Source organism: Rhizobium etli 8C-3 (genome assembly GCF_001908375.1).
GTDB lineage: Bacteria > Pseudomonadota > Alphaproteobacteria > Rhizobiales > Rhizobiaceae > Rhizobium > Rhizobium etli_B.
Genome location: NZ_CP017241.1, coordinates 4,076,423 through 4,100,894, shown reverse-complemented (window position 1 = coordinate 4,100,894; position 24,472 = coordinate 4,076,423). Strand labels below are relative to the sequence as shown.

Annotated in this window: 28 protein-coding genes and 1 tRNA gene; 15 read left to right on the top strand and 14 right to left on the bottom strand. The window is 59.6% G+C overall.

Translation table 11 applies throughout. The features are described from left to right. The first annotated feature begins 45 nt into the window (after positions 1 to 45). Positions 46 to 909: an endonuclease/exonuclease/phosphatase family protein gene (locus AM571_RS20205; protein WP_074062929.1), complete on the top strand. Its 864-nt coding sequence runs from the start codon at positions 46 to 48 to the stop codon at positions 907 to 909. A gap of 39 nt (positions 910 to 948) precedes the next feature. Here AM571_RS20205 and AM571_RS20200 read toward each other — a convergent pair whose 3' ends face one another. The 4 genes from AM571_RS20200 to rplU all read right to left on the bottom strand — a co-directional run bounded on the left by AM571_RS20200 (position 949) and on the right by rplU (position 2,914). Continuing rightward, the gene (locus tag AM571_RS20200; protein ID WP_074062928.1) at positions 949 to 1,536 is read right to left on the bottom strand and encodes a GNAT family N-acetyltransferase; all 588 of its coding nucleotides are present in this window, start codon (positions 1,534 to 1,536) and stop codon (positions 949 to 951) included. After that, entirely contained in the window at positions 1,536 to 2,168 is a 633-nt protein-coding gene (locus AM571_RS20195) for a GNAT family N-acetyltransferase (RefSeq protein WP_028740006.1), read from the bottom strand. The genes AM571_RS20200 and AM571_RS20195 overlap by 1 nt, the downstream gene beginning before the upstream one ends. 124 nt (positions 2,169 to 2,292) lie before the next feature. After that, a complete protein-coding gene (rpmA, locus tag AM571_RS20190; protein ID WP_022717527.1) occupies positions 2,293 to 2,562 on the bottom strand; it encodes a 50S ribosomal protein L27 in 270 nt (89 codons plus the stop codon). A gap of 34 nt (positions 2,563 to 2,596) precedes the next feature. Further along, positions 2,597 to 2,914 carry a 50S ribosomal protein L21 gene (gene rplU, locus AM571_RS20185; RefSeq protein WP_039846498.1) on the bottom strand — a complete coding sequence of 106 codons (318 nt, stop codon included), beginning with the start codon at positions 2,912 to 2,914 and terminating at the stop codon, positions 2,597 to 2,599. A gap of 304 nt (positions 2,915 to 3,218) precedes the next feature. Here rplU and AM571_RS20180 point away from each other — a divergent pair. Continuing rightward, positions 3,219 to 3,308, top strand: a tRNA-Ser gene (locus AM571_RS20180). A 444-nt stretch (positions 3,309 to 3,752) separates the two neighbouring features. On the opposite strand, the gene AM571_RS35750 is transcribed toward AM571_RS20180, so the two are convergent. Both AM571_RS35750 and AM571_RS20170 read right to left on the bottom strand, forming a co-directional pair. Further along, positions 3,753 to 4,265 (bottom strand): HipA N-terminal domain-containing protein, encoded by a 513-nt coding sequence (locus tag AM571_RS35750; protein WP_237358566.1) that lies wholly within the window; start codon positions 4,263 to 4,265, stop codon positions 3,753 to 3,755. Positions 4,266 to 4,335: 70 nt separating this feature from the next. Next, positions 4,336 to 4,602, bottom strand: a complete 267-nt coding sequence (locus AM571_RS20170; protein ID WP_074063383.1) for a helix-turn-helix domain-containing protein — start codon at positions 4,600 to 4,602, stop codon at positions 4,336 to 4,338. A 160-nt stretch (positions 4,603 to 4,762) separates the two neighbouring features. Here AM571_RS20170 and AM571_RS20165 point away from each other — a divergent pair, with 160 nt between their 5' ends. Then, positions 4,763 to 5,131, top strand: coding sequence for a Fic/DOC family N-terminal domain-containing protein (locus AM571_RS20165; protein ID WP_237358518.1), 369 nt, complete (start codon positions 4,763 to 4,765; stop codon positions 5,129 to 5,131). Positions 5,132 to 5,173: 42 nt separating this feature from the next. Here AM571_RS20165 and AM571_RS20160 read toward each other — a convergent pair whose 3' ends face one another. From AM571_RS20160 to AM571_RS20140, 4 genes are all read right to left on the bottom strand, one after another. Next, a complete protein-coding gene (locus AM571_RS20160; protein WP_074062926.1) occupies positions 5,174 to 5,452 on the bottom strand; it encodes a helix-turn-helix transcriptional regulator in 279 nt (92 codons plus the stop codon). Positions 5,453 to 5,469: 17 nt separating this feature from the next. Continuing rightward, complete coding sequence (locus AM571_RS20155) at positions 5,470 to 6,792, bottom strand: type II toxin-antitoxin system HipA family toxin (RefSeq protein WP_074062925.1); 1,323 nt, start codon at positions 6,790 to 6,792, stop codon at positions 5,470 to 5,472. A gap of 20 nt (positions 6,793 to 6,812) precedes the next feature. Next, a complete protein-coding gene (locus AM571_RS20150) occupies positions 6,813 to 7,151 on the bottom strand; it encodes a hypothetical protein (protein ID WP_237358517.1) in 339 nt (112 codons plus the stop codon). Between the two features lie 391 nt (positions 7,152 to 7,542). Then, a complete protein-coding gene (locus tag AM571_RS20140) occupies positions 7,543 to 8,409 on the bottom strand; it encodes an NmrA family NAD(P)-binding protein (protein ID WP_074062924.1) in 867 nt (288 codons plus the stop codon). Between the two features lie 85 nt (positions 8,410 to 8,494). Here AM571_RS20140 and AM571_RS20135 point away from each other — a divergent pair, with 85 nt between their 5' ends. Beyond that, entirely contained in the window at positions 8,495 to 9,427 is a 933-nt protein-coding gene (locus AM571_RS20135; RefSeq protein ID WP_074063382.1) for a LysR family transcriptional regulator, read from the top strand. A gap of 201 nt (positions 9,428 to 9,628) precedes the next feature. Here AM571_RS20135 and AM571_RS20130 read toward each other — a convergent pair whose 3' ends face one another. Continuing rightward, positions 9,629 to 10,417 carry an NAD(P)H-dependent oxidoreductase gene (locus AM571_RS20130; RefSeq protein WP_074062923.1) on the bottom strand — a complete coding sequence of 263 codons (789 nt, stop codon included), beginning with the start codon at positions 10,415 to 10,417 and terminating at the stop codon, positions 9,629 to 9,631. Between the two features lie 96 nt (positions 10,418 to 10,513). Between AM571_RS20130 and AM571_RS20125 the strand changes: the two genes are divergently transcribed. Next, positions 10,514 to 11,458, top strand: a complete 945-nt coding sequence (locus tag AM571_RS20125) for a LysR family transcriptional regulator (RefSeq protein WP_074062922.1) — start codon at positions 10,514 to 10,516, stop codon at positions 11,456 to 11,458. Between the two features lie 240 nt (positions 11,459 to 11,698). Here the strand turns inward: AM571_RS20125 and AM571_RS20120 are convergent, their stop codons facing one another. Beyond that, positions 11,699 to 12,598, bottom strand: coding sequence for a LysR family transcriptional regulator (locus tag AM571_RS20120; protein WP_074062921.1), 900 nt, complete (start codon positions 12,596 to 12,598; stop codon positions 11,699 to 11,701). A gap of 95 nt (positions 12,599 to 12,693) precedes the next feature. Between AM571_RS20120 and AM571_RS20115 the strand changes: the two genes are divergently transcribed. The 4 genes from AM571_RS20115 (at position 12,694) to AM571_RS20100 (ending at position 15,917) form a co-directional block, all read left to right on the top strand. Then, a complete protein-coding gene (locus AM571_RS20115) occupies positions 12,694 to 13,785 on the top strand; it encodes an alpha/beta fold hydrolase (RefSeq protein ID WP_074063381.1) in 1,092 nt (363 codons plus the stop codon). 10 nt (positions 13,786 to 13,795) lie between these two features. Continuing rightward, positions 13,796 to 14,269 (top strand): hypothetical protein, encoded by a 474-nt coding sequence (locus tag AM571_RS20110; RefSeq protein ID WP_132552270.1) that lies wholly within the window; start codon positions 13,796 to 13,798, stop codon positions 14,267 to 14,269. A gap of 11 nt (positions 14,270 to 14,280) precedes the next feature. Next, positions 14,281 to 14,613 carry a DUF6152 family protein gene (locus AM571_RS20105; protein ID WP_074062919.1) on the top strand — a complete coding sequence of 111 codons (333 nt, stop codon included), beginning with the start codon at positions 14,281 to 14,283 and terminating at the stop codon, positions 14,611 to 14,613. A gap of 392 nt (positions 14,614 to 15,005) precedes the next feature. Continuing rightward, entirely contained in the window at positions 15,006 to 15,917 is a 912-nt protein-coding gene (locus AM571_RS20100) for a nucleotidyltransferase and HEPN domain-containing protein (RefSeq protein ID WP_074062918.1), read from the top strand. Between the two features lie 158 nt (positions 15,918 to 16,075). Here the strand turns inward: AM571_RS20100 and AM571_RS20095 are convergent, their stop codons facing one another. Both AM571_RS20095 and AM571_RS20090 read right to left on the bottom strand, forming a co-directional pair. Further along, complete coding sequence (locus tag AM571_RS20095; protein ID WP_132552353.1) at positions 16,076 to 16,654, bottom strand: tyrosine phosphatase family protein; 579 nt, start codon at positions 16,652 to 16,654, stop codon at positions 16,076 to 16,078. A gap of 163 nt (positions 16,655 to 16,817) precedes the next feature. Next, entirely contained in the window at positions 16,818 to 17,885 is a 1,068-nt protein-coding gene (locus AM571_RS20090; RefSeq protein ID WP_074062916.1) for an ABC transporter ATP-binding protein, read from the bottom strand. Between the two features lie 353 nt (positions 17,886 to 18,238). Between AM571_RS20090 and AM571_RS20085 the strand changes: the two genes are divergently transcribed. From AM571_RS20085 to AM571_RS20060, 6 genes are all read left to right on the top strand, one after another. After that, positions 18,239 to 19,879: an extracellular solute-binding protein gene (locus AM571_RS20085; protein ID WP_074063380.1), complete on the top strand. Its 1,641-nt coding sequence runs from the start codon at positions 18,239 to 18,241 to the stop codon at positions 19,877 to 19,879. A gap of 70 nt (positions 19,880 to 19,949) precedes the next feature. Then, positions 19,950 to 21,068 carry a carbohydrate ABC transporter permease gene (locus AM571_RS20080; protein ID WP_074062915.1) on the top strand — a complete coding sequence of 373 codons (1,119 nt, stop codon included), beginning with the start codon at positions 19,950 to 19,952 and terminating at the stop codon, positions 21,066 to 21,068. Further along, complete coding sequence (locus AM571_RS20075; protein ID WP_074062914.1) at positions 21,068 to 21,979, top strand: carbohydrate ABC transporter permease; 912 nt, start codon at positions 21,068 to 21,070, stop codon at positions 21,977 to 21,979. Before AM571_RS20080 ends, AM571_RS20075 begins: the two co-directional genes overlap by 1 nt. A 17-nt stretch (positions 21,980 to 21,996) precedes the next feature. Next, entirely contained in the window at positions 21,997 to 23,025 is a 1,029-nt protein-coding gene (locus AM571_RS20070; RefSeq protein WP_074062913.1) for a LacI family DNA-binding transcriptional regulator, read from the top strand. A 43-nt stretch (positions 23,026 to 23,068) separates the two neighbouring features. Then, complete coding sequence (locus AM571_RS20065; protein WP_074062912.1) at positions 23,069 to 23,530, top strand: RbsD/FucU family protein; 462 nt, start codon at positions 23,069 to 23,071, stop codon at positions 23,528 to 23,530. Beyond that, a complete protein-coding gene (locus tag AM571_RS20060) occupies positions 23,527 to 24,456 on the top strand; it encodes a ribokinase (protein ID WP_074062911.1) in 930 nt (309 codons plus the stop codon). The genes AM571_RS20065 and AM571_RS20060 overlap by 4 nt, the downstream gene beginning before the upstream one ends. Positions 24,457 to 24,472 lie beyond the last annotated feature (16 nt).

The following is a 24,472-nucleotide window of genomic DNA, read 5'->3' as shown; positions in this document are numbered from 1 at the left end:
TGCCGCTTTCGATATAGCCGGTTCAAGCTGAGGTCAAAGATTATCGTGAAGTTTGCGAGCTATAACATACAGTACGGCTTCGGTCTTGATGGGATTTATGATCTCGGCCGTATCGCGAACAATCTCGATGGCGCCGATATCATCGCGCTTCAGGAGGTGACCAGAGGCTTCGCGCGAAACGATTTTTCCGACATGGCGGCAGATCTTGCTGCCTTCTTTCCCAACCATTTCTGGGTCTATGGCCCGGCCTGCGACCTGCACGTCGACGCCGGTGAAGAGGGTTACCCGCTCCGCGGTACGCGCTTCCAGTTCGGCAACATGATCATTTCGCGGTGGCCGATCCTGTCGACGCGCACCCTGCTCTTGCCGCGCAGCCGCACAGTTTCGAAAATCAATCTGCAGCGCGGGGCGACCGAGGCCGTCGTCGATACGCCTCAAGGCGCTCTTCGCGTCTATTCCGTTCACCTCGATCACGTATCGCCCGACGAGCGTATCCGCCAGCTCGCCTATTTGAACGAGCGCATCAATGCGTTTCCATTCGAGGGCGGTTGCCTGACGGGTGCCAGTGAATTCGAGATTGCGGATCTGCCGCTTCCGGAAGACTACGTCATCTTGGGCGATTTCAACATGGTGCCGGAATCTCCGGAATACTGCTCTTTCGCCGGGACGAAAGACGGCTATTACGACCGAGTGCCGCGGATTGGAACACCTGTCGATGCGATGGCCGCGCTAGAAGGCTATACGCCCGCGAGCTATAGCTGGGTGGACCCGAAAAATCACGGCAAGCGAATGCACCTCGATTACTGCTTTGTCAGTTGTGGCCTGCATGGCCGCCTGAAATCTGCTCATGTGGATACGGCTTCGGTCGGCTCCGACCATTTCCCTCTCTGGATCGAAATTGGCGGATAGGAAAAACACCGCAGCGGCGGCTGCGGTGTTCTTGTCTGGTCAGGCAGCCTTCGTGATCTGCAAGGCGCCGGGCTGAAGCACGGTCTCGACGTGCGATACCATGGTGTTGCGAGAGAAGCTGTAGATTTCGGTGCATCCGGTCATCCGGAAACCGAGCTTTTCCTGCAATCTCAGCGAGGCTGGATTGTCCGCGAACACGCCCGAATGAACAGCGCTGTCCGGAATGCGCCGGGAGAAGCGCTCCAGCACCGCTGCGACAGCCTCGCTCATATACCCGCGCCGCCAGAAGTAGCGGTTCAGCCAGTAGCCAAGGTGCCAGCGGCCGTGGCGGAGCTCGACGGAGACGACGCCGATATGGGTGTCGTCGCCGTCGGTGACCGCAAGGTGCCAATCCGGCAGACTGCCGGAGGTCACCGGAACCAGCCAGTCAAGCGCGTCCTGCCTGTCATAGGGCGCGGGCACGCGGGCAAGCATGCGGGTGACTGCGAAATCGGACAGCGATTCCGCAATCGCATTCGCATCGGCCAACCTGTGCGGGCGGAGCGTCAGCCGGGGCGTGGTGACGACCGGCACGGGGCCGGGCGTCACTTGCTCGCTCCTGGGTCGCGGCAAGATGGCGGCGCTCATCACAGGCTCCCCCAACTTCTAAGCGACATCCAGGTCTTGCGGTCGAGCCGGTACCATTCCACAGGCACGTTGCTGCCGAGTGCCAGAGATGCGGCAAGGCCTGAGCCCTGGAACTGGAAGCCGCACTTCTGGATAACCCGCCGCGATGCGATGTTCATCACCCGGCAACGGGCATCGATTTGATCGACGTTTTCGCGCGTGCGAAAGACCATGTCGACCAGAGCGTGGCACGCTTCGGTCGTATAGCCTTGGTTCCAGTAGGGTTCACCGAGCCAATAGCCGATTTCGACAGTCCGCCCGTCTGCATGCGGCTCAACTCCGCAGCACCCCATGAAGGCGCCGTTTTCAGCTTTGGTGATGGCGTAGACGCACTTGCCAATCTCGCCATTCTTCGTCCGACGCACGAAGTCGGCGGCATCATTGGCGGTATATGGGTGCGGCATACGCGATACCATTGTGGCGACTTTGGCGTTGTTGGCGAGATGGGAAAGGGCGTCAATGTCTTCCTCGTGGGGCGCGCGCATGACGAGCCTTTCCGATAACAAGACAGGGCAATCGGTCCTTAACCGCTCCGGCCTCAGCCGTTCTTGGGGTGACCGTGATTGGTCAACCCTTATCAGTTCGCCTTGCATGTTCAGTCCTCCTCATGGACAAAGAAAAAGGGGAGATGGCGCCCCATCTCCCCTGTTTTCTGGACTGAACCTGGTACGGTCAGCCGGGTCGATGAGACGCCGGCTGTTTTTGAGCGCTACCGGCTTATTCCGCTGCTTCCGCTTTCGGCATTACAGACACGTACACGCGACCATTGGCCTTCGTTCGGTAGTCCACATTGCCTGCCGTAAGCGCAAAAATGGTGTGGTCCTTCCCGAGGCCGACATTGGCGCCCGGATGCCACTGCGTACCGCGCTGACGCACGATGATGTTGCCTGCGATGACGGCTTCGCCGCCGAACTTCTTCACGCCAAGGCGCTTGGATTCGGAATCACGACCGTTACGCGACGAACCGCCAGCTTTCTTATGTGCCATTGGAGTTCTCCTTTAAACCTTTAGTCCCGTAATCTTACTTGGCAGCCACGATGTCCGTGATGCGGACGACCGTATGGTGCTGGCGATGGCCGCGCGAACGCTTCGAGTTCTGACGGCGGCGCTTCTTGAAGGCGATGACCTTCTTGCCGCGATTGTGCTCGACCACTTCGGCCTTGACGGAAGCGCCCTTGACGAAGGGAGCACCAATCGCAGCGTCGGCGCCTTCGCCGATTACGAGGACTTCGGTGAATTCGATGGAGTCGCCAGCGGTTGCTTCAAGCTTCTCGATGGTCAGCACGTCGTTTGCTGCCACACGGTACTGCTTACCGCCGGTCTTGATGACTGCGAACATTTTTTGATCCTTTCATGTTCGATCCAGCTCTCCCCGCAAACCGCAGGTGGCTGTCTTCTTATCAGTCGAAGTTAAGCAGGGATTTCAGGGCGTTCGCCCGGAACTCTGTCTGCCGGTGAAACCCCGCGCCGGGCGCGGGGATGGCAAGGCACGGACTTCTCCATGCCTAGTGCGTGAGCGGGATACGCGAGTGTCTAAAATCTGTCAAGGCAAAAGGATGAAAAGCTTTACAATTTCGTCTTGCCAGCCTGCCTTTTGGTCGCTATGAGACAGCCCGCGCGAAACATGCGCCAACCAGCACCGCGGAGAGGTGGCAGAGTGGTTGAATGCACCGCACTCGAAATGCGGCATGCCTGCAAGGGCATCGGGGGTTCGAATCCCCCCCTCTCCGCCATTCATTGGGTCGCTCTGTTCGACTTGCGCGAGCCCGCTCGCGCCCCGACGCCGGAAGAGGCAAATTGAAAAACAATAGTAAACCGAAGTTTCCGAATTTATTCCCATTTTGAGACGGAAATTACTCAACGAATCCGGGGCGCATTTTTGTGTAATTATTTTCAGTAACCGAATAGATAATGCACTAAATAGTTGTTGTTAACGTTCCTGAGTATGGCGCTGACGCCGCCGCTAGCCAGGTCGCGCGTCCCAAATGCCGTGTTTGCGATTGATCACCAGACCTTTCATCGACAACGACTAAGCAACCTGTTTTTTACCACTGCTTCGGAAAATTCCGATTCCACCCCAGCACGCGGGCGGCATGGCTTTTGGGAGCCATCGAGATCAGCCCACCCTCTGTCTTGTCTCCAATCAACGTCAAAGCACGGGGCGGGGCGAATACGGACTACCCGACACCCTGTCGTCCGATCCGCTGGCACCTCTCGCGAATGAGAAACACGAGGTTCGCCCCGAAGTCTCGACGAAAAGAGGGATAGCGCTCTGTCTCCCCCAGTGCCTCTTCGAGCTTTGAAGCAACCCTGTCGGAGAGCTCCCTTATCCGTTTTGTCACGACAGCAGGGCTGAGGCCGACGGCCGATGCGAATTGCCGCCAGTCATTGCCGTGAAGTTCGTCGGCATTGCTCTTTGTCGCGATCTGTTGTGGGAGCGACTGGTCAACCTGCTTATCGAAAAGGCTCCGTCGGTATCGCGGCCAAGGCGCGTGAGAAGACCAACAATGTCCTGAGGCGAGACCTTCAACTGCTGACCGATCTCGGAGAGGTGTGTTTTCCGGAAGAAGATTGGCAAGCCAGGACACAACCTGCTCAGCACCATATGTGCCGGATCGCAAGGGCATGGTCAGCGAGATCGGGAAGGCCGAAGCACGTTGTTCCCAGCTTTGCTCATAGGCGAGCGAAATCCCATCGCGGTCGATGAGATTGGCAAACGGGCAAACTCTCGTAGAAGATCGTGGTCACGGCAACGCCTGATCAGGAGAAACGGGGCAGATAGCCGAGATCGCCATCGGCTTCCGTGGCAGCAGGCGGTGCTGCGGTTTTCAGGTCGCCGAGATCGATGCCGACCGTTCGGGCCGCGATGAGGGATTTCTCGAGCTGACAGCTGGGCTTGCCGTTCTCCAGATCGACGATGAAGCGTTCACCCGTCCCGCAGCGCTCCGCAAGCTGGGTCTGTGTCCAGCCCTGCTTTTTTCTGTGTTCTCGAACCACTGCGCCGAATTCTGCGGCCGAATGGATCATCATGCGCTCTCCTTTTGTTAGGCTTACCGTACGGGAAGAATTTTCGAGAATCCATGAAAACTTACCGAAGGGAAGGAGTTGTATCCAACTGGAAAGTCTTCCCGATCGGGAAGTATAGAATCTTGAACTTGATCGCCATTGAACTATTGGTAAGCTGACCATGGGTGAAGGCGAGACAAATTGCTCGCTTGGAGTTTTCCCGACCTCCTCCTTGCCTCATCTCCATAAGCTCGCCGACCTAGAGACGATCGAGGTGTTGAAGACACTAGCTTCTGTGAATAGGTCGCTCGCCGAGTTGAAGGGGCGAGCGGCTGCAATACCAAATCAGGGCATCTTAATCGATAAGCTTGCGTTGCAAGAAGCCAAGGCTAGCTTAGAGATCGAGAATATCGTCACAACGCAGGATGAGCTCTTTCAAGCGGAGCTATTTCCAGAAGGTCCAGAATCCTCTGCAGCAAAGGAAGTCGCCGTGAAGTGGTTAGTGCCAAAATCTAATTACAGGGTCCATTCCCCGGTTTTCCGTTTGTGATGCGCTGAGAATGCTGTCTGGCTGCTCAGCTGAGTGCTTGGTTCAACCGCGTTTGGGTACAAAACCAATTCCGAATCCGAATAATCGGCCTATCTTTTCCAATGTTTCGAGCGTTGGGTTTGCCGTGCCTGCTTCGATCTCCGCAACTTGGCGTCTGGTAAGCGACAGCGTCTTGGCAAACTCCTCCTGTGTCATCCCGAACCCTTTACGGATCTCTGCCACAGCACCAGGCAGCCTTAGGTCGCCGGTTCGAGCACGCTCGGCCAGCGTTCTACGGTTTTCAAGTACCTCTTCTTTCGTGGGTTTCTTCCAACGAGCCATTTAGCTGTCCTTCGGAATCACAGGAATGCCTCCAGAACGCTATCTGTTATCGCCATGCAACGTCCCATCGCGCGGTCCACAATGTCCGACGACGCCTCCAAATCTTTCGCCATGGTCGGAGCCTGGCGCAGATGTTCGGCAAACTCGAAAAGCGTAGCCGCGAGCGCTTTCTGCTCATCAGGATCAGGCATCAGTTCGGCGCAAATCTGCTTCCAATCGGGAAGATGATCGCGACCGCCGTCACGCATCATGGCCCATCGGGTGGAGCGAACGATTCCCTCCTTGGCAAGCCGCATTGGTGCGAAATCAAAGAGTGGAGACAGGCGGATCGTGCCGTCTTGGTGTTTGCTGAGTGCGGAATTGCGGCCATGATTGTCGGGATTGCCGAGCGCCAAGTTGGCGATGTCCCGCTTCAGGTATTCCACAACGTCCGAGAAGGGATCGGCCGAATATTGGCGCAGAACGTGGATGTAGGCTTCGTGCGTGCCGACATAGCCGAAATCGGCAACGCCGATCGCTGACACGAGGCTTTCCTGCCCCAGCCGGAGGGTTCCGCCGCCTTGTCTCTTTTTCCGGTCGAAACGGGGAATGATCAGGACACCTTCAGCATAGATAGAAGGATCGCTGACATTCAGATCGATCTCTCGAGCGATGCGCGAATAGAGAGCTTCGCCTTCGAGAATCAGGCGGTCCACGGGCTCATTGCTGCGTACCAGCTTGACGATGACGTGGCGCACGGCCTCGTCATCGGTCACGAAGCTGTCGGGATAATAGAGCCCGTCATCCGCCTGGGTCATCGAGACCTTCGGCCATTCGCCTTGCAGGCCGCTTGAGCCGGAGGCGAGCATACCAAAGCGATCGACGACTTCCATGAAGCGATCCGAGCGCACAAGGATTTCCGCCTCTGTAACCCCTTGGCGCTCAACACCGCGCAGCCGTTCCGCTTCGGCGTCCGCCGCTTCTTTGATCCGGATATTGCCTATGCCGCCCGTCGCCGATCGCATAAGCAGCGAGAGATCAGAAGCGCGCGAGCCTTCCGCAAGGCCGAGGTGCTCGGCAAGCTTTCGCCTCGCATGGCCTTGGGGCATGAGATCCAAGAGGAACGGCGGCCAACTGCGGCTATATCGATTTTCGAGGTCAACGGGATAGCGGACTGACAGGGCGCGATGGTCACGGACTGTCTTTCCGGCAGCAAACTCCGCCGATGCCACAGTGATGAAATAGTCGAGATCGTAGTCGACAACGGACGCGCCCTGAAAGCCGGCCGCGTCGTCCTTCAGTTCTAGCGTCGCGGCGTGATGCCACTCACCATCAAAATGGGCTTGGAGCGTTAAGCGCATTAATTGACCCTTTCAATGGTTCAATTAACGCGTTTCTTGAAGTTATTCAACCCATCAAAGTGGGTTGAATAACTTCCGTCCGGCTGACCATCTTTCGGCCTTTCAGCGCACTGCCACACGCGACCAGCATCAACGAAAAACTCCGTCGTAAACAGCCAGGCATCCGAGGAGCTGTTTACATCAGACAGGATAAGTGAAACGGCCCCCATTGCTGCGAAGAAGACCATCCCGAAATCGTATTGCTTTGAAAGGCTCGTGAGCCGGGCCGAATGCTGGGCATAGCGCAATTGCCTTGCCAACTTCCGCTTTTCGGATGCCAGTTGATCGCGCTGGCAACCAAGCACGTATACGCCCTGCATTATCTGCTCTTCGAAGCTCGATTTACCAATATCGCTGACCTCAAATGTTTTTCTGCAATTTCCTCTGTGAATTCGCCGTGTTGTTCGGCGTAGTCGATCAGGAACCGGATGAGCTTCAAGCGCTTGTCCGGTTCCACCCGACAGTTTTCCCTTGCGATGAAAGCGTCAACCGCCCCCATGACCTGGTGATACAGATCGACGGTGTCCTGATTGTACGGGCTTCCTTCCCCGTGAGCATCCACACGGGTTCACATTGAATTTGACATGCAGAAGCCGGAGAAGTTTTGCCGGGATCTCGCGATTTCCGCGCGGGCGGCGTATATCGCCAGCTTTTGGCCCACCTAGCGGTTTTTGCCCTGTCGTTTGGCACTTAAACAGGTTCATCCTCAATTTAAATGCCAAGCGACACAACACGCTCCAGAGCCTCCGTCAGAGAGGTCGCGCCGCGCCGATGTTCGCTTTCATTCTGGCGCATAAACAGCCCATTGGCGATTCCCACATACATGCCGAGAAGCGCGTTCGCTACCTCGGCGGGGACGCCTTCTTGGGATAGAAGTGCGGCGCGCTGTTCCGACGGAACGAGTAACGATTTTATCGGCCGGCCGAGAACTTCGGCAAAGGCCGCTGCCACATCGCCGGCGCTCCAGTCTTTCGGTCCGCCCAGCTCCACGATCCGATTACCGGCCCACTCCTCGCAGAGTAGGGCTGCCGCTGCATGCCCGACATCCATAGCGCTCACCATGGGGACCTTCTGAGCGGGGTCGAGAAAGGTCGGCAGGACACTTTCCGAGATGACAGTTTCTGCCACTTCGCTCCATGTCTCGATAAAATAGCCTGACCGCAGGAAGGTGGTCGCAGGTGCCACGCCGCCGAGCAACGCTTCGAACCGGTTCAAAGTGGCGATTACACCGGTGCCAGAGGCATGCTGCGCTCCAATAGACGACAGGACGACGGCCTTGGGCAGATGCGCCCGCCGTGCTGCATCGGCCAATGCCGCGCCGAGTATTTCCGTGCGTGCATAGGGATCACCTTTCAGCGGCGGCGGATTGAGTAGGAACGCTCCTGACGCGCCCTTCAGCGCATCGGCCATCGCATTGGCATCCTCAATGCTCGCGACAGCCACCTCCGCACCGAGGGCTGCCCACCTTTCACCCTGTTCCTGACGACGCAGGACCACACGCACGGCCGCGCCGCATTCGATGAGGGCGCGCGCTGCCTCGCCGCCGACCCGCCCGCTTGCTCCAAGCACAACATACATGATTGCCACCCCGTCAGTTTGCTCGATAGAGGAATTAATAGGCGCCCGGCTTCCATGCGTCCAATGCATGGCGTATATGGTTCGTATGCGCGAAGTGGATTTACGTCGGGTCGACCTCAACCTGTTGGTAGCCCTTGAGGCGCTGCTGGATGAGAAGAACGTCACCCGGGCCGCCCACCGGCTCGGCATGAGCCAGCCGGCCGCTAGTCGAGCGCTCGGACGATTGCGCGCATTGTTTTCGGACGCGCTGCTGGTCGATGGGCCAGGCGGCTACGTCCTTAGCTCCCGTGCCGAAGAGGTGCGGCCCGCGCTGCGCAGGATATTAGCAGGCGTAGGAGAAATGCTGGAAGCGAACGCGTTCGATCCCGCGACGGCCACGGGTCGAATTCGGCTTCTTATGCCCGATCTCCAGGCCGCCGTGCTCGCGCCGCATTTGCTCGCCCGCCTAGCCGGCGAGGCACCCTCGCTCGATCTGGATATTGCCGCGCAGGGCACGAATGGGTTCGAAGCGCTGGAGCACGGCGCCGCGGATGCGATGGTGGCGCTGATCGACGAAGCGCCGGCCGGCATCCACCGGCGCCGCCTCTATGACGAGGAACTCGTGACGCTCATGCGGGCACAACACCCTGCGCTCGCCGGAAAACTCACTCTCGACCGCTTTCTGGCGCTGGAGCATATCGTGGTAAGCGTCACGGGCGTCGGACCTGCACCTGTCGATGAGGTGCTTGCGCGAATGGGGCGAACACGACGGGTGAAGCTGCGCGTGCCGAACTTCTTCGCGGCGGTCGAGATCGCCGCTCGCTCCGACCTCATCATGACCCTGCCATCTAGCCTGGCACGAGCGGCCGCCAACATGAGGCGCTTCGTATCGTTACCGCCGCCCCTCGATATTGGGAGTTTCGCGATGAGCCTCGCGTGGCACGCGCGCCAGCAAGACGCGCCCAGACACATATGGTTGCGACGTGCCATTGTTTCAGCGGCAACGGATATGTCATCGATGATTGAAGTTGGAAGCTGAAAAAGCGGGTGTCGCTTGGCAGTTGGACGTAAGTGTTTCCGCCAGGTTTGGCTTTAAAGCTGACAATCCGAGCAGCCGGATTCTTAAAGGCACAGGAGTCGCGCGATTAAATGCAAAGCCAACAGTTACTGCGATCGGCACGCTGGCATTGGGGGCATTGTCGGACTCGCGCGTTCCGCGCGCCCTCGGACCGCTGCATCGCTATTCCACTTGTTTGAGATGCAGCGAGAAGCCGGAGACACCGGTCGCTTCCAGGCCGGGTCGAAGCTCAAGGCTAGGGATCAGATAATCTCCGCCATTCTGGCGACGGAACGGGATCGGTTGTGTGGATTCGAGCGTCCGCATCCGCTCGCGGAGGGCCGCCGCTGCCTGGGCAAATCCGGCGTCGTCGAGACGGTCCACCCGATAGGTCACGAAGGGCGGCAGCACCGTGTAACCGGAATAGTGCAGGATGCCGTGGTTGATCGGGAACAGAAGATCGTCAATCGGGCCATTGATGCCGCTTGGCGAATAATGTTCCCGCCACCCTCCGGTCGTCACGATCAGCATGGCGCGCTTGCCGGCGAGCGTGCCTTCCCCGTAGCGGTCGCCCCAGCGCTGGTCGTTATGCTCGCCGACGCCATAGGCAAAACCGTAGGCATAGACGCGATCGACCCAGCCCTTGAGGATCGCCGGCATGGTGAACCACCAGAGCGGAAATTGAAGGATTAGAACGTCGGCCCGCAATAGCTTTGCCTGCTCGGCCTTCACATCATCTGTCAGCGCATCGGCCGCGAAGGCATCGCCAGATGCCGCTGCAACCTTCAACCGCGCCTTAGGATCGATTGCGGGGAAATCCGCACCATCCACCGCCGACTTCCAGGCCATAGCATAGAGGTCGGAGACCTCAACCGCATGACCTAGCGCCTCCAGCTCCTCAACGGCGACATCGCGCAGGGAAGCGTTGAGAGATCGGCGGTCGGGATGGGCGAAGACAATAAGGACGTTCATGGCGGGCACCTGTCGGTTGGAGACGATTTTCTCCAAAACTAGGCGTCCTCCAATTATTCCGCTATAGATTGAGTATGGATATGATAGTGCTGAAAAATGGATAAATCGGATGTTACGCTCGAACGCATACGCACCTTCGTCCGCGTTGCGGAGCGGGGAAACCTCTCGGCTATCGCGCGAGAGATGAACATTGGCCAATCCAGCGTCACGCGGCATCTGCGTGAGCTGGAGGATGCCTTGGGCGTGGTGCTGCTTAGTCGAACGACGCGGCGCGTCATACTGACCGAGGAAGGCAGCCGCTACTACGCCGACGCTATCCAGATCCTGCGTCTGGTCGAACAAGCCACTGATGAAGCAAGGACCGCACGCGGCGCAGCGGCGGGCACGGTTCGTATCTCCTGCACGGCGGCGCTTGGCGTCCGACACGTCAGCCGGCTGATCTTCGCCTTTCAGGATCGCTATCCCGAGATCGCCGTCGATCTCAACCTGACCGACGAGCGCGTCGACCTCGTGCGCGAAGGCGCGGACATCGCCATTCGCCTCGGGCCGCTCACCGACAGTTCCATGAAGCTGCGAGCGCTTGGGGATAGTCGGCGCATCCTCGTCGGCTCGCCCGACTATCTGGCGCGGCATGGACGGCCGGCGACGCCAGAGAAATTGGCGGGCCTCGAAGGTGTCCGAATGTCGAACATCGCGGGAAGCGATGCGCTTACTCTGGAAGGACCGGACGGCGAAACCCATGTCGTGCCGTTCGGCGGAAGCCTTCGGGTCGATCACGGGCTCGCCGCGCGCGAAGCCTATCTTGCCGGTCGCGGGATTGGCCCGGCGCACGTCTGGTTGGTTGATGATCTGCTTTCCGAAGGACGGCTCGAACGGATCCTGCCGGACTATGCTCCGCCATCCGTGCAGCTCAACATTCTCATCGTGCCGGACCGGGCAGACATCGCGCGAGTCAGGCTACTGGTGGAGTTCCTGGCCGAGGAAGCGCTGGGTATCCCAGGCGTCGGGCGTTCTCGCACGGAAAGCCGCTCCGGTCACTAGCGTGCAAGCGCCTCCAGCGGCTTTCCAATGAGAGCAGACGACTTACGCCGAGCGCGGACTGGCACACGACGGCGCTGATCGTCGCCAACTTGCTGCCCGCCTAGAACCCTCACAGTCAACACTGATGCTTTGACAACCCTTGTCTTCGGGAGGGGCAAGCGCGGAGCCGGTCGTCGCCGGAGGCTTGCTGTCCGCGCTAGGAATCCCTGCGTGTGACCCGTTCGGTTGGGTAGAGATTCACTAGCTCGGCGGCAGAGATGTGACAGTCTGTAGGAACGCGACCAACGCACGCCGGGCGCCGCGCGGCTTCCATACCATAGCGAGATCCCAGGTGAGGTCGTCAGGCATTCCCGCCAGAGGAACCATCGCGACGCCGTTTACCTGCATCGAACGTGCCCCTTCGGGAATGAAGGCCACGCCCAAATCGGCAGCGACCAGGCTCAAAATCGTGTGCATCTGCCGTGCCTCCTGGCGCACGCGTGGTACGAAACCCGCCTGTCGGCAGGCGCTCACCAGCCGACCATGAAGCGACGGTCCCTGCACATGCGGAAAGAGCACGAAGGACTCCTCTGAGAGTTCAGCTAGGCCGATCGAGTTTCGGTTTGCAAGGGGACTCGAGACCGGGACCGCGAGACAGAAGCGATCGCGATCTACCACTTCGATCTGGAGACCAGACACCGCCTTCAAAGGCGGGGTGACAAACCCCACGTCGACCGAGTCATCCTGCAGTCCCGCGAGCTGCGCGTCAGTCGGCCTTTCATCCAAACGGATATCGACCGTCGGAAAACGTTGGCGGTGGGCGCGTAGCGCCGCGGGCAGGACGCGGTAGAGTGCGGCGCTTGTGAAGGTTACCGTGATCTCGGCCAGGTCCTCAGACGCGGCGCGTCGCGCCATCCGCACGCCTTCGTCCATCTGCTGCAGGGTGCGTCGAGCCTCGGTCAGAAACACCTGGCCTGCAGGGGTCAGTTCGACCCTGCGTTGTGTGCGCAGGAAAAGTGGAAAGCCAAGCTCTGCCTCAAGGCGCTTGATCGACTGAGAGAGCGGCGGCTGGGCCATGTGGAGACGGGCAGCCGCCCTCCCAAAATGCAGTTCCTCGGCGACAGCCACGAAATGGCGCAAGTGATGCAGATCAATGGTCATATCACTATCATCTCAATAAACCTCCTATTGATATTGGAAAAGGCTGATGGCAGATGCCAAGTCAAGAGGCGAGACCAGTAAAACAGGAGCCTCAAATGCGTTCACAGTCCATGATCCCGCGTCTGACCGCGCCGATCCTCGTCGGAGCCACTCTTCTTGGTGGCAGCACCCAGGCAGCAATAACCCGCCAGAACTTCACCGTCACCAGTGGGCAGGGAGTCGAACTGATGGTCCGCGAGGTTGGTGACAACGACTTTCAGCCGGGTAAACCGCCCGTCGTGCTGCTTCACGGCGCGCGCGTCCCAGGCATTGCGACCTTTGACCTTCCGGTGGAGGGCGGCTCTCTCGCGGTGGACTTGGCCCGGGCCGGGCATCGCGTCTTCATCATGGATGCACGCGGCTACGGCGGCTCAAGCCGGGACGGGCAGGGAGGAAGCCAGGACGGCCAACCCCTCGTACGCTCCGACGCGGTGGTTCGTGACATTGGCGCCGTGGTCGACGCCGTGCAGGCCAGGATGGGCGTGTCGCAAGTTGCCCTGCTCGGCTGGGCTACCGGCGGCCACTGGACGGGCATGTACGCCAGTCAGAACCCGAGCGAGGTGAGCCATCTGGTACTCTACAATAGCCTCTACGGCGCGCACTCCGGCCACAAGAGCCTGGGGCCTGGTTCAGATACGGCGGATCCAGGCAACCCAGACCAGTTCAACACCCGGCGCTTTGGGGCTTATCGGTTGAATACGGCGGCCTCCCTGCTGCCGTCGTGGGACCGCTCGATTCCGGTCGAGGATAAGGCCGCCTGGCGTGATCCGAAGGTGGTGCAAGCCTATCAAGCCGCGGCGGTTGCCTCTGATCCGACCTCGGGCACTCGCAACCCGCCCTCGTTCCGAGCGCCGTCAGGGGCGATCGCAGATTCGTTCGAGCTCGCTTCGGGACACAAGTTGTGGGATGCCGGTCCGATTACCGCGCATGTGTTGGTAATCCGCTCGGGGAACGATTTCTGGAGCCGACCTGAGGACGTGACTTCGCTGGCGCAGGATCTAAGGCAGGCGGCAAGCGTGCGCACGGTCACGATCCCGGAGGCCACCCACTACGTTCATCTCGACAGACCGGATCGGGGGCGCAGCAGCTTTCTCTCAGAGGTGATCCGAACGCTCGAGCAGCCCGTCGAAACGAAGGCGCCTCACTGAGGCGGCCATCGTGGAGGGTGTACTCGTCTATCTGGAGAGCCTTTCTTCCAGCGCTTGGTTGCGCACGGGAGTATGGCCGTTTCCCGTAGTGAATCTCATTCATGTGTTCGGGATTGCGCTTCTGTTCGGCGGTATAGTGGTACTCGACCTCCGTCTCCTAGGTCTCACTGGAAAGCTACCGGTCGCTGGCCTCGCGCGCCTCGTTCTGCCTATCGCTGGCACCGGCCTCTGCCTTGCCGTCGGAACGGGTGTACTGATGTTTGCCCTGAACGCGCGTGAATACGCCGCCAACCCTTATCTGCCGTGGAAGCTTGGCTCCATTCTCCTGGCGGGGATCAACATCGCGTTCCTTCACGCGACCGTATGGCGTTCGCGCGAATGTTGGGAGGAGCGGGCGCCCGTCTTGGCTGAAACCGCCGCGGCAGTATCGCTCGCCCTGTGGGCGGGCACGATCATCTGCGGTCGCCTCATGGCTTATTTCTGAAGGAAGTTACAATGAATCTCCGCTCGCTCATGTCCGGCGCTGTAGTCGCCCTCTACTTTGCTGCCTCCGTGCAAGCCCACCATGGCTGGGGCGCCTACGACACCGATCGGCCGCTTTATCTTGAGGGCACCGTCGCAGAAATCCATTGGCGCAATCCCCATCCCGAGGTGGTCATAGAGGTTCCCGTCACCCCGCCACGTGCGAACCTCGTCCACGTCCCTGTCCCGCCCGAACTGGAAAAGCTTGGTATCCGCGAAGTACTTGCGAAAGCCCGAGCGCCAGAGCGCGGAGGACGCTATACCCTCGACCTCGCCCGCTTGGACGGCTGGCGAGTTGGGGCATGAGTGCGGCCCCGCGCCGCGGCGACCGGTTGATCGCCGTCGCCTTTCCCTCGTGCAGTGATCCTAACGCGGTTCGGCCGGCGGTGATCGTGATTGCGAACGGAAGCGCGGTGCGTCAGCAGTCCGTTGCCCTGCCGGCCGGCTGCAGCAGTACCCCTCGCGGCTGAGGGATGGGGTAAAAATCTGCAGTGCCGCTTATTCGCGAGGCCCTATGCAGCGATCAACCGCCCTGCGAGAATGCAACGATCACGGGGGAGTGTGATGGTCTTGTTTTGTTCTAAATCGAGTGAGCCTGCGCCCCAAGCGGAAGGACCGTGAAGTTTTGGCTGAACCGCTACGAATCCTACCATTTCCAGTAGTGGACGGCGAATCGTCTTTGGCCTATCGATGGACCCATGCGATCGTCCTTGGAACATCTGCCGGAAGAAAAGCAATCCGAGCTTGCTCGCGTCGTTGCGATCATCCATGAAGAGTTCGCCGACGCTCTTGCCGGCACGTCCGCCGCCTTCAAGAAGCGCGGCCGGATCTTGAAGATCATCCTGTTCGGTTCTTACAGTCGCGGCACCTGGGTCGACGAGCCGCACACGATGAAGGGCTACCGCTCCGATTACGATATCCTGGTTATTGTCAATTCCAAGCAACTGGCTGAGCCGCAGTACTGGGACAAGGCGACCGACCGGCTGATGTGGGACAAGGATGTGAAGACGCCGGTCGGGCTGATCGTCCACGGCGCCCGGGAGGTGAACAACTTCCTGGCCGACGGCCAGTATTTCTTCGTCGACGTCTTGCGTGAGGGAATCGTGCTCTACGAGCTCGACGACCGGCCGCTTGCCGAACCGAGAAAGCTCTCCACCGTCGATGCGTATAGGGTGGCGCGGGAACATTTTGAAAATCGGTTTCCTGCGTCCACTGGGATACTCGATACGTCCCGCTATGCGTTAAGCAAAGCACGTGAGAAAGAGGCGGCATTCCTGCTGCATCAGTCAGTCGAGTCCGCATACGCCGCATTGCTGCTCACCCTGACCAACTATAGCCCGCCATCGCACAATCTGAAATTCCTCCGGGGGCTGGCGGAAGACCAGGACCGCCGCTTGATCGACGCTTGGCCGCGCGACCAGCACCGCTATACCGCCTGGTACAACATCCTCAATGAAGCCTATGTGAAGGCGCGCTACTCGAAGCACTTCGAGATCACCGAAGAAGCGCTTAATTGGCTACTTGAGCGAACGGAACACCTTCACCGGCTCGTCGACGCCATTTGTAAGGAGCGTCTGACGGAACTCGAGCGAGCAAACGGTGACAATTGACAGCCGCCTCCTGGTCTCGCTTGGTTCCACCGCGCGTGGGTAGCGCTGCCCAAGAAGAAATTTCCGGCGCTGTTTGTCCGGTGCCGTAGAGGTTTTGCGGGGCGGCCGAACGAAGGTTGAGGCTATCAAGTTCGAGCCTGCTGAAACGAGTAGTGATATCAGTCTGATCTTGCCATTGCGAGTTCGGCGTGCCTGTTGAGCCTTGTCATCCAATCAGCGAACTGAGGCTGGTGCTTGATTTGGCGTCCATAGTGGCGGGCAAGCTCGTTCAAAAGTTCCCCGTTGCGCCTGAGCTGCTCGTCAGCGAATCCAACCATCTGTGAGTTTGGCCACGCCTGCGGCCGGATGCCAACCAATCTTGCGAACAAGGATTCTGCGCTTTCATCGGGATTGGCCTGGGCCATCAAGGTCAGCATCGCTGCAGTGGAACGCGAAACCCCCATATGACAGTGCACGAGGACATGACTGGGAGCCTCGCGATCCTCTCGAGCCAGATAATCGGAGCCGAATTTCAGGATGGCTTCGACATGCTCAGGTGCTGGCATGATCTGGTTTTGCGTGGCGACGATGATGTCGTGGAAGCGCAGGGTCGTGCGGCTGTGCTTTCCGTAGGTCTCGAAAGCTTCCAATTCAGGGTGATCGGGATCCAGGATCGACAGAACATGTGTGACATTGCGGGCGCTCTGGGCGGGCAGTTCGTGAATGCCGCAAACTGTCAGTTCCGGGGAGAATACCAAGTCCAAACTCTATCCTCCACGATAATTGCCCCAGCAATGAACGTCGTCTTCATTCCGGCCGCGGCTCACACTTCATGCGTCCGATACATTTCTAAGGCATCATGCGCTCGAAGGGCAATCTCGTTCCTTTCCCACCCTGTTAAAGCCGCCGAGAAATCCGGGCTCAATGGGGGCGCAGGGTCTTGCCTGATGCTGCATCGAAAAGATGAAGCTTTCCGGGTCGGGCGGCTATCGTCACGACCTGCCCCGGCCCAAAATCGTGGCGTTCGGAAAACATCGCGACAAGCTCGCCCGGCCCGTAACGCAGGAATACCATCGTCTCATGGCCGGTGGGTTCGGTTACGTTGACGGTTGCCTCCAGGCCGCTCTCAGCAAGTGACAGGTGTTCAGGCCGCACGCCCAGAAGCACAGACTGCCCGTCGGAGGCCTCCGGCGTAAAGCCGAGCGCTATCTCGTCCCCGGTCTCCGCGACGAAGACTGCGCCATCAGCCTTGTACCGACCCTTCAGGAGATTCATCGACGGCGAGCCGATGAATGTCGCGACGAATGTATTGCCGGGACGGTCGTAGAGTTCCAGAGGCGTGCCGATCTGCTCGACATTGCCACCCTGCATCACCACGATCTTGTCGGCCATGGTCATCGCTTCGACTTGATCGTGGGTGACATAGATGGTCGTCGTCTTCAACCGCTGGTGCAGTTCCTTGATTTCCTTGCGCATCTGCACGCGCAGCTTGGCATCGAGGTTCGAGAGAGGCTCGTCGAACAGGAATACCTGAGGCGACCTGACGATGGCTCGGCCCATCGCCACGCGCTGCCGCTGGCCGCCGGAAAGCTGGCGCGGATAACGGTTCAGATAGGGTACGAGATCGAGTGTCTCAGCCGCCGCCTGCAGGCGCTGCTTGATGACGTCGGCCGGTTGCTTCCGCAGGCGCAGCGCAAAGATCATGTTTTCGGCAACGGTCTTGTGCGGATAGAGCGCATAGCTCTGGAAGACCATCGCGATATCGCGGTCCTTCGGCGGCAGATTGTTGACGACCTTTCCGCCAATCGAAATGCTGCCGCCCGTGATGCTTTCGAGCCCTGCGACCATGCGCAACAGGGTCGACTTGCCGCAACCGGACGGACCGACCAGCACCACAAACTCGCCGTCGCGAATTTCTATATCTACACCATGCAGGACATTTAAGGCGCCATAGGCTTTTTGCGCCCCTGAAATATTGACCTCAGCCATCTCACTCCCACTTGCTTTCCAGCGGCTTCCCTCGTCGGGGGAGCCCCGGGCTCATGCATGTCTTGCCGTGGGATTTCGAGCATCCGGCCGGGGTAAATTCAGCCCCTCCTGCCTCTGCTCAAAAGCCCCTGGCAATCTCCTCCATGAAACGTTTCATTTCTTATTGACTTTTTGCACTTGCCGTCTAATGCTCGGTGGCGAGACCGAGAGGAGCGGTTTCAAGCAAGATATGAAACGTTTCATTTCTTGAATACCAGATAGTTCTGCATGAGGCCAGTCTTAAAATCGGACTGGTGGGGCCAGGCGGCAAGATCGGCCGGGCGGCAGCGCAAGCAAATGTCGAGGAGGATGACATGAAAGTCGAAATATACAATGCATTGATGCGCCGTCAGGCAAGCCGCCGCGACGTCTTGCGTGGAACGGCGAGCGCCGCGGCTCTGCTCGGCATGTCTAGCGTGATGGGCGGAGTGCCCGGTCGGGCCTTCGCGGCCGATGATGTGCGCGCCCAGATCCTGCAAATTCCGGGCGTAGGCAAGGGGTCGCCAACGGACACAGACTGGCAGAAGGTGGGCGAACTCTGCCTCGGCCCGACCAAGGCCAATGTCCAGCAGGGAGAGTTCGCCGGTGTCGAGCTGACCTTCATGGGTCTCAACAACCAGAATCTCCATAATTTCCTGTTCCGCGGTTTCCTGAAGCCTTGGGAAGCCTATACGGGCGCCAAGATCAACTGGATCGACCTTGCCCAAGCTGACTACAACGCCCGCCTTCAGCAGTCGATTGCGACCGGCACGGTCGACTTCGACATCCTGGAAATGGGCGCGCCCTTCGAAGGCGACACCGCCGGCCGCGGGCTTCTGGACGAGATGCCCGGTTGGGTTGGAAAGCAGATCGAGGCCGACGACCTGGTGAGCTACCTGAAGCCACCGGTCGGCACCTGGGACGGAAAAACCTATCGGGTGACCATCGACGGCGACTGTCACACCTTCGCCTATCGCAAGGACTACTTCGGCGAAGGCTCGATCAGCGGCATGGCGGAGCCGCCGAAGACCTGGCAGGAGGTCAACGCGGCTTCCAAGGCGCTGATCGGCAAGACCGATCCGCTGACCAGCCAGCCGGCCTATGGCTATCTCGACCCGCTCAAGGGCTGGGGTGGTTTCGGCTTCTATTTCATCGAGAACCGCGCGACGGCCTATGCCAAGTATCCGGGTGACCCGGCCTGGCTGTTCGATCCGGAAAACATGAAGCCGCTGGTCAACAATCCCGCATGGGTCCAGGCGATTCAGGACGTCTTGGATCTGATCGCGGCCAAGGCCTATCCGGCCGACCAGATCAATGCGGATCCCGGCACCACGGCCTTCTCGCAGTTCCTCGCAGGCACCGGCGCAATGCTGATGTGGTGGGGCGATGTCGGCTCAAGCGCGCGCACTTCGGACACCTCCGTCGTAGGCGATGTGGTCGGCTTTGGCATAAACCGCGGATCCAACCGCGTTTACAACCGCAAGACCGGGCAGTGGGAAGACAAGTATAACGAAGCGCCGAACATGGCCTATCTCGGCTGGGGCATCTATGTCACCAAGCGGGTCTCCACCGACGAGAAGAAACGCAAGGCGGCCTGGTCTGCTGCCGCACATCTCGGCGGCAAGGACCTGTCCCTTTGGACTTCAGCCTATCCCTCCGGCTTCCAACCCTACCGTCAGTCCAACTTCAACTATGACGAATGGGAAAAGGCAGGCTATGACCGCGCCTATATCGAAGACTATCTGGGTTCGAATGTCGACAGCTACAACCATCCGAACGCAGCCATCGAACCGCGCATCCCCGGCATCTTCCAATATTACTCCGTTGCCGAGGACGAACTGGCCAAGGGCTTTGCCGGACAGTACAAGTCGGCTCAGGAAACCGCGGATGCGATTGCCGCCGCCTGGGAAAAGATCACCGACCAGATCGGCCGCGACAGCCAGCTGAAACTTTACCGGGCGAGCCTCGGGCTCTGAGCGGTTGAAATAAACCCGCTGGCGGACCTGAGGTTTCGCCAGCGTCCATTCTGTCCGGGCGAGGAAGATCATGTCCACAGTCGAAGGCGACCTGCTCCACACGGTCGAAGCCGGTTCCATCTCCGCGAGCCGCCGTTTCTGGGGTCGCACGGCTCTGTGGCTGAGCGCCGTATGGTTCTTAGCCTCTTTTGTATTGCAGGCTATCCATGACCTGGGCTGGAGCAATTTGGGCTTCGAGAACTGGCGACCGGTTCTTTATGCCTACTTTCTCTGGGCTGCGGTTCTTTGCGTCACTCGCGTCGTCATTTACGGCGAGACAGGCAAGAAGGCGCTTTTTGTCCTGCCGGCCGCGCTTTTTGTCGTGTCGATGGTGGTGTTCCCGCTGCTCTTTGCGCTTTGGGTCGGCTTTTCCGACTGGAATCTTGCCTCGCCGACCGGCCGGCGCTTTAACGGGATCGATAATCTGCGCCGCATGATCGCGGACCCGTTTTATGCCAACGCCCTGCTCAATATGATCCTTTACTGCCTGGCAATCGCGGTCGAATATGCGATCGCGTTCGGCCTGGCACTGCTCCTCAACCAGGAAATCGTTGCCCGCAAATTCTGGCGTGTAACCTTCCTCGTGCCGTTGATGCTGTCGCCGGTCGCGGTGAGCTGGATGGTCGGCAAGTCGATGCTGGAGACCCGTTTCGGCCCCCTTGCGCGCTTTGCCCGCTGGCTCGGCTGGGAAAATCCCTCCTTCTTCGGTGATCCGCTGACGGCGAAGCTTTCCATCATGATCATGGATGCATGGACCTTCATTCCCTTCATGATGATTATGCTGCTCGCCGGATTGCAGGCCTTATCCAGGGAGGTGCTGGAGGCTGCCGAAGTCGATGGCGCCACGAAGTGGCAACGCTTCTGGCAGGTCATTTTCCCGCTCATGCTGCCGGTTTCGGTGACGACGGTGATGATCCGCATAATCTTCAAGCTGAAGCTCGCCGACATCATCATCACGGTGACCGCCGGGGGGCCCGGCGGGGCGACCGATTCCGTCACCAGTTTCATCTATCGCGAATATCGCGACCGATCGAATGTCGGATACGGGACCCTCCTCGCACTGGTCTATCTGGTGATCATCGTTTTCGGCATGACAATGCTCATGAAGATTTCCGACCGTATCGTGAAGCCTATGACAGGAAGGCTCTGATGGTTTCGATCGACTTCGAAAAATACTCGCGCGGCCAGCGCATTCGCTGGTGGGCCATGCGTTTGGCTGTCTACGGGCTACTTGTCATCTGGGCGTTCGTCTGCATTTTCCCGCTGTTCTGGACGGTTTCGACCTCGTTCAAGACGGCCGCTGATGTCATGCGCGGCAATCTCATTCCTTGGTTCAATTTTAACCCCAGCTGGCTCGGCTGGCGCTCGCTCGGGCTCTCCCCCGATACGATTGTCGAAATTTCCACGGTGCGTGACGAGTTCATGCGCAGGCTCTGGAACAGTGTCATCATCTCGGTTTCGGCATCCGCCCTTGCCGTCGTGCTCGGATCGCTCGCCGCCTACGGCCTCAGCCGCTTTTCCTACAAGTTTGGCTATATGCGCAACTCCGACATTTCCTTTTTCTTCCTGTCGCAACTTATTATGCCACCGGTCGTCCTCGCCCTGCCGTTTCTGGTTCTCTACAAGGAGCTGGCGCTGCTCGACACCTATGCGGGTATGATTGCCGTCTATACGCTGATGGTCCTGCCGATCGTCGTCTGGATCATGCGGGACCAGTTCGCCACCGTGCCGGTGGAGCTCGAGGAGGCTGCACTTGTCGACGGGCTGTCGGTCTGGGGCGCGTTTGCCCGCATCATCGTGCCGCTAGTCCTGCCGGGAATGGTGGCAGCGTTCCTCCTGGCGCTAGTCCTGTGCTGGAACGAATATTTCTTCGCAGCACTGCTGACCTCCACCAATACCAATACGCTGCCGGTGATGATTGCCAGCCAGACAGGCAGCCAAGGCATCAACTGGTGGTCGATGGCTGCTCTTTCCACCGCCGGCATCCTTCCGCTGGTCTTCGTTGGAATCGTGCTGGAAAAGCACATCATCGCCGGGATGACCGCAGGCGCGGTAAAGTAGCCGCGGGATCTACGAACATGTCAAAGATGCCCACAGTCAAGGATGTCGCCGAATATGCGGGCGTATCAGTGGGCACCGTTTCGCGCGTGCTGTCAGGCGAAGCCGCGGTCAAGCCGATGCTGCGCGAAAAGGTCAACAGCGCCATTTCTGCGCTCGGCTACCGGCCGAACGTGACGGCGAGAGCCCTGCGTACGAGCAGAACCGATGTGATTGGCCTCATCGTTCCCGACATCACCAATCCGTTCTTCGCTCAGCTTGCGGCAAGCGTCGAGCGCGCAGCGCTTGAACGCAGGCATAGCCTCATGCTGGCAAGCTCCCATAACGATCGCGGGGCCGAACGGGCCCACGTTTCGGCGTTTCTCGACCGTTCGGTGCGCGGCATCATTGTCGTTGCTACGGGCGACAGCTCGGGCCTTCACCTGGAAGCACCGGTCCCGGTCATATCGCTGGACCGGCGCTTCGGGACCTTCCCCCTGGTGTCTACCAACCATGCGCAGGCGGCCGCGCTGATCGCGGACCATCTCTACGGGCTTGGACACCGCCGCATTGCCTATATCGCCGGACCGCCCGACACAGAGGCCGGGCGCATGCGCAAGGAGGGATTCGTCAGCCGCATCAACCGGTTCGGCAAGACTGGCGAAGCCGTTCAATTGGAAATCGCCTACGGCAAATTCGACTACGAATCCGGTGAAAGAATTGCCCGCGACCTGCTTTCGCGCCCGCCACAAGACCGGCCCACGGCGATCGCGGCTGCCAGCGACCAGCAGGCCATCGGCGCGCTGCGCGCTGCCCGCGACCTCAAGATCGACGTGCCGCGAAAGCTGTCGGTCACGGGTTTTGACGACATTTCGCTCGCCAATCTCGTCGTGCCGCGGCTGACAACGATACGCCAGCCGGCCGATTTGCTGGCGCGGCGCGCGGTCGGCCTTCTCCTCGAAGAACCACCAGGCACGGGAGACGAGATGGTCGACGGATCGCTGATCGTGCGCGGTTCAACCGGCCCGCGCGTGCAACCCAAGGCGGTTATCGCCGAACATACGAATTGAAGCCAGGCCGGTGCTCCGGCCACCAGAAAGGGGTCGAAAATCAATGCTCAAAGGTATCAGAGCCGAACTCAACGGCGACATTCTTCAAGCGCTTTGCAACATGGGACATGGTGATCATCTCGTCATCTCCGACATGAACTTTCCATCTGATTCAATTGCCCGCCAGACCCGCCTCGGCAAGCTGCTGGCCATGGAGAACATTCCTGCGCCGCAGGCGATCGACGCAATCCTTTCCGTCTTCCCGCTGGACACACCGATCCAGCCTTCGGTGGGCCGCATGGAGGTCATTGGCAAGCCGGACGAAATTCCGCCAATTCAACAGGAAGTCCAGTCGATTGTCGACCGCACCGAAGGCAAGGCTTCGCCCATGTATCCCATCGAACGGATGTCATTTTATGACATCGCCAAGAAGGCCTATTGTGTCATCGCGACGGGCGAGCTGCGATTCTACGGATGCTTCCTTCTGACGAAAGGCGTCATTCCGGCGGAGGACGCCGTCAGATGAGTGAAAAAAGCGGAATTGTCATTCTGGGCATCTTTGCCGCCGACACCGCCTATAAGGCAAAGCGCCTGCCACACATTGCCGAGACGCTGATGGGGTCGGGTTTCACGCTCGGACCGGGAGGCAAGGGCTCTAATCAGGCAATTGCCGCAGCCAAGGCGGGCGGCAAGGTGACATTTATCTCGCGGGTCGGCAACGACCCGTTCGGCGAAATGGCCCTTGCGGCCTATGCGTCGGTGGGCGTCAGGGCCAATGTGATGAAGATGGAAGGCGTTTCCACAGGCGCTGCCTTCATCTTTGTCAACGAAGTGAGCGGCGAAAATGCCATTATCGTCGTGCCGGGTGCGGCCGGTCTCATCGGAATCGAAGATGTCGATGCAAACCGGGCGGAAATCGAAAGCGCCGCAATTTTCATGACTCAGCTCGAACAGCCGCTCGAGGCGGCCATGCACGGCCTGTCGATGGCGAAAAAGGCAGGGGCCACGACGATCTTCAACCCCGCGCCCGCCCGCGCCATTCCCGACAGCATCTACGGCTTGTGCGATTTCATCGTACCCAATGAGGTGGAAGCAGCCGAACTGGTGGGCCACGCAATCCAAACCGATGAACAGGCACGCGTCGCGGCTGACATCCTGCTCAATCGGGGCGCACGGGCGGCGATCATCACGCTCGGCGCCCGCGGCGCGCTTTATCACACGGCCGGACAGAGCGAATTCGTGCCCGCATTTTCTGCGGGCAATGCCGTTGACACGACCGGGGCCGGAGACGCCTTCCTGGGGGGCTTCGCGACAGCGATTTCCGAAGGATATGCACCCGTCGAGGCCGCCCGTTTCGGTTGCGCGACTGCGGCGATCGCCGTGACACGGCCAGGCACGGCCCCCGCCATGCCGTCACGCGCCGAGATCGACGCCTTGCTGCGCTCCTCATGACAGGCGAGCACGAATC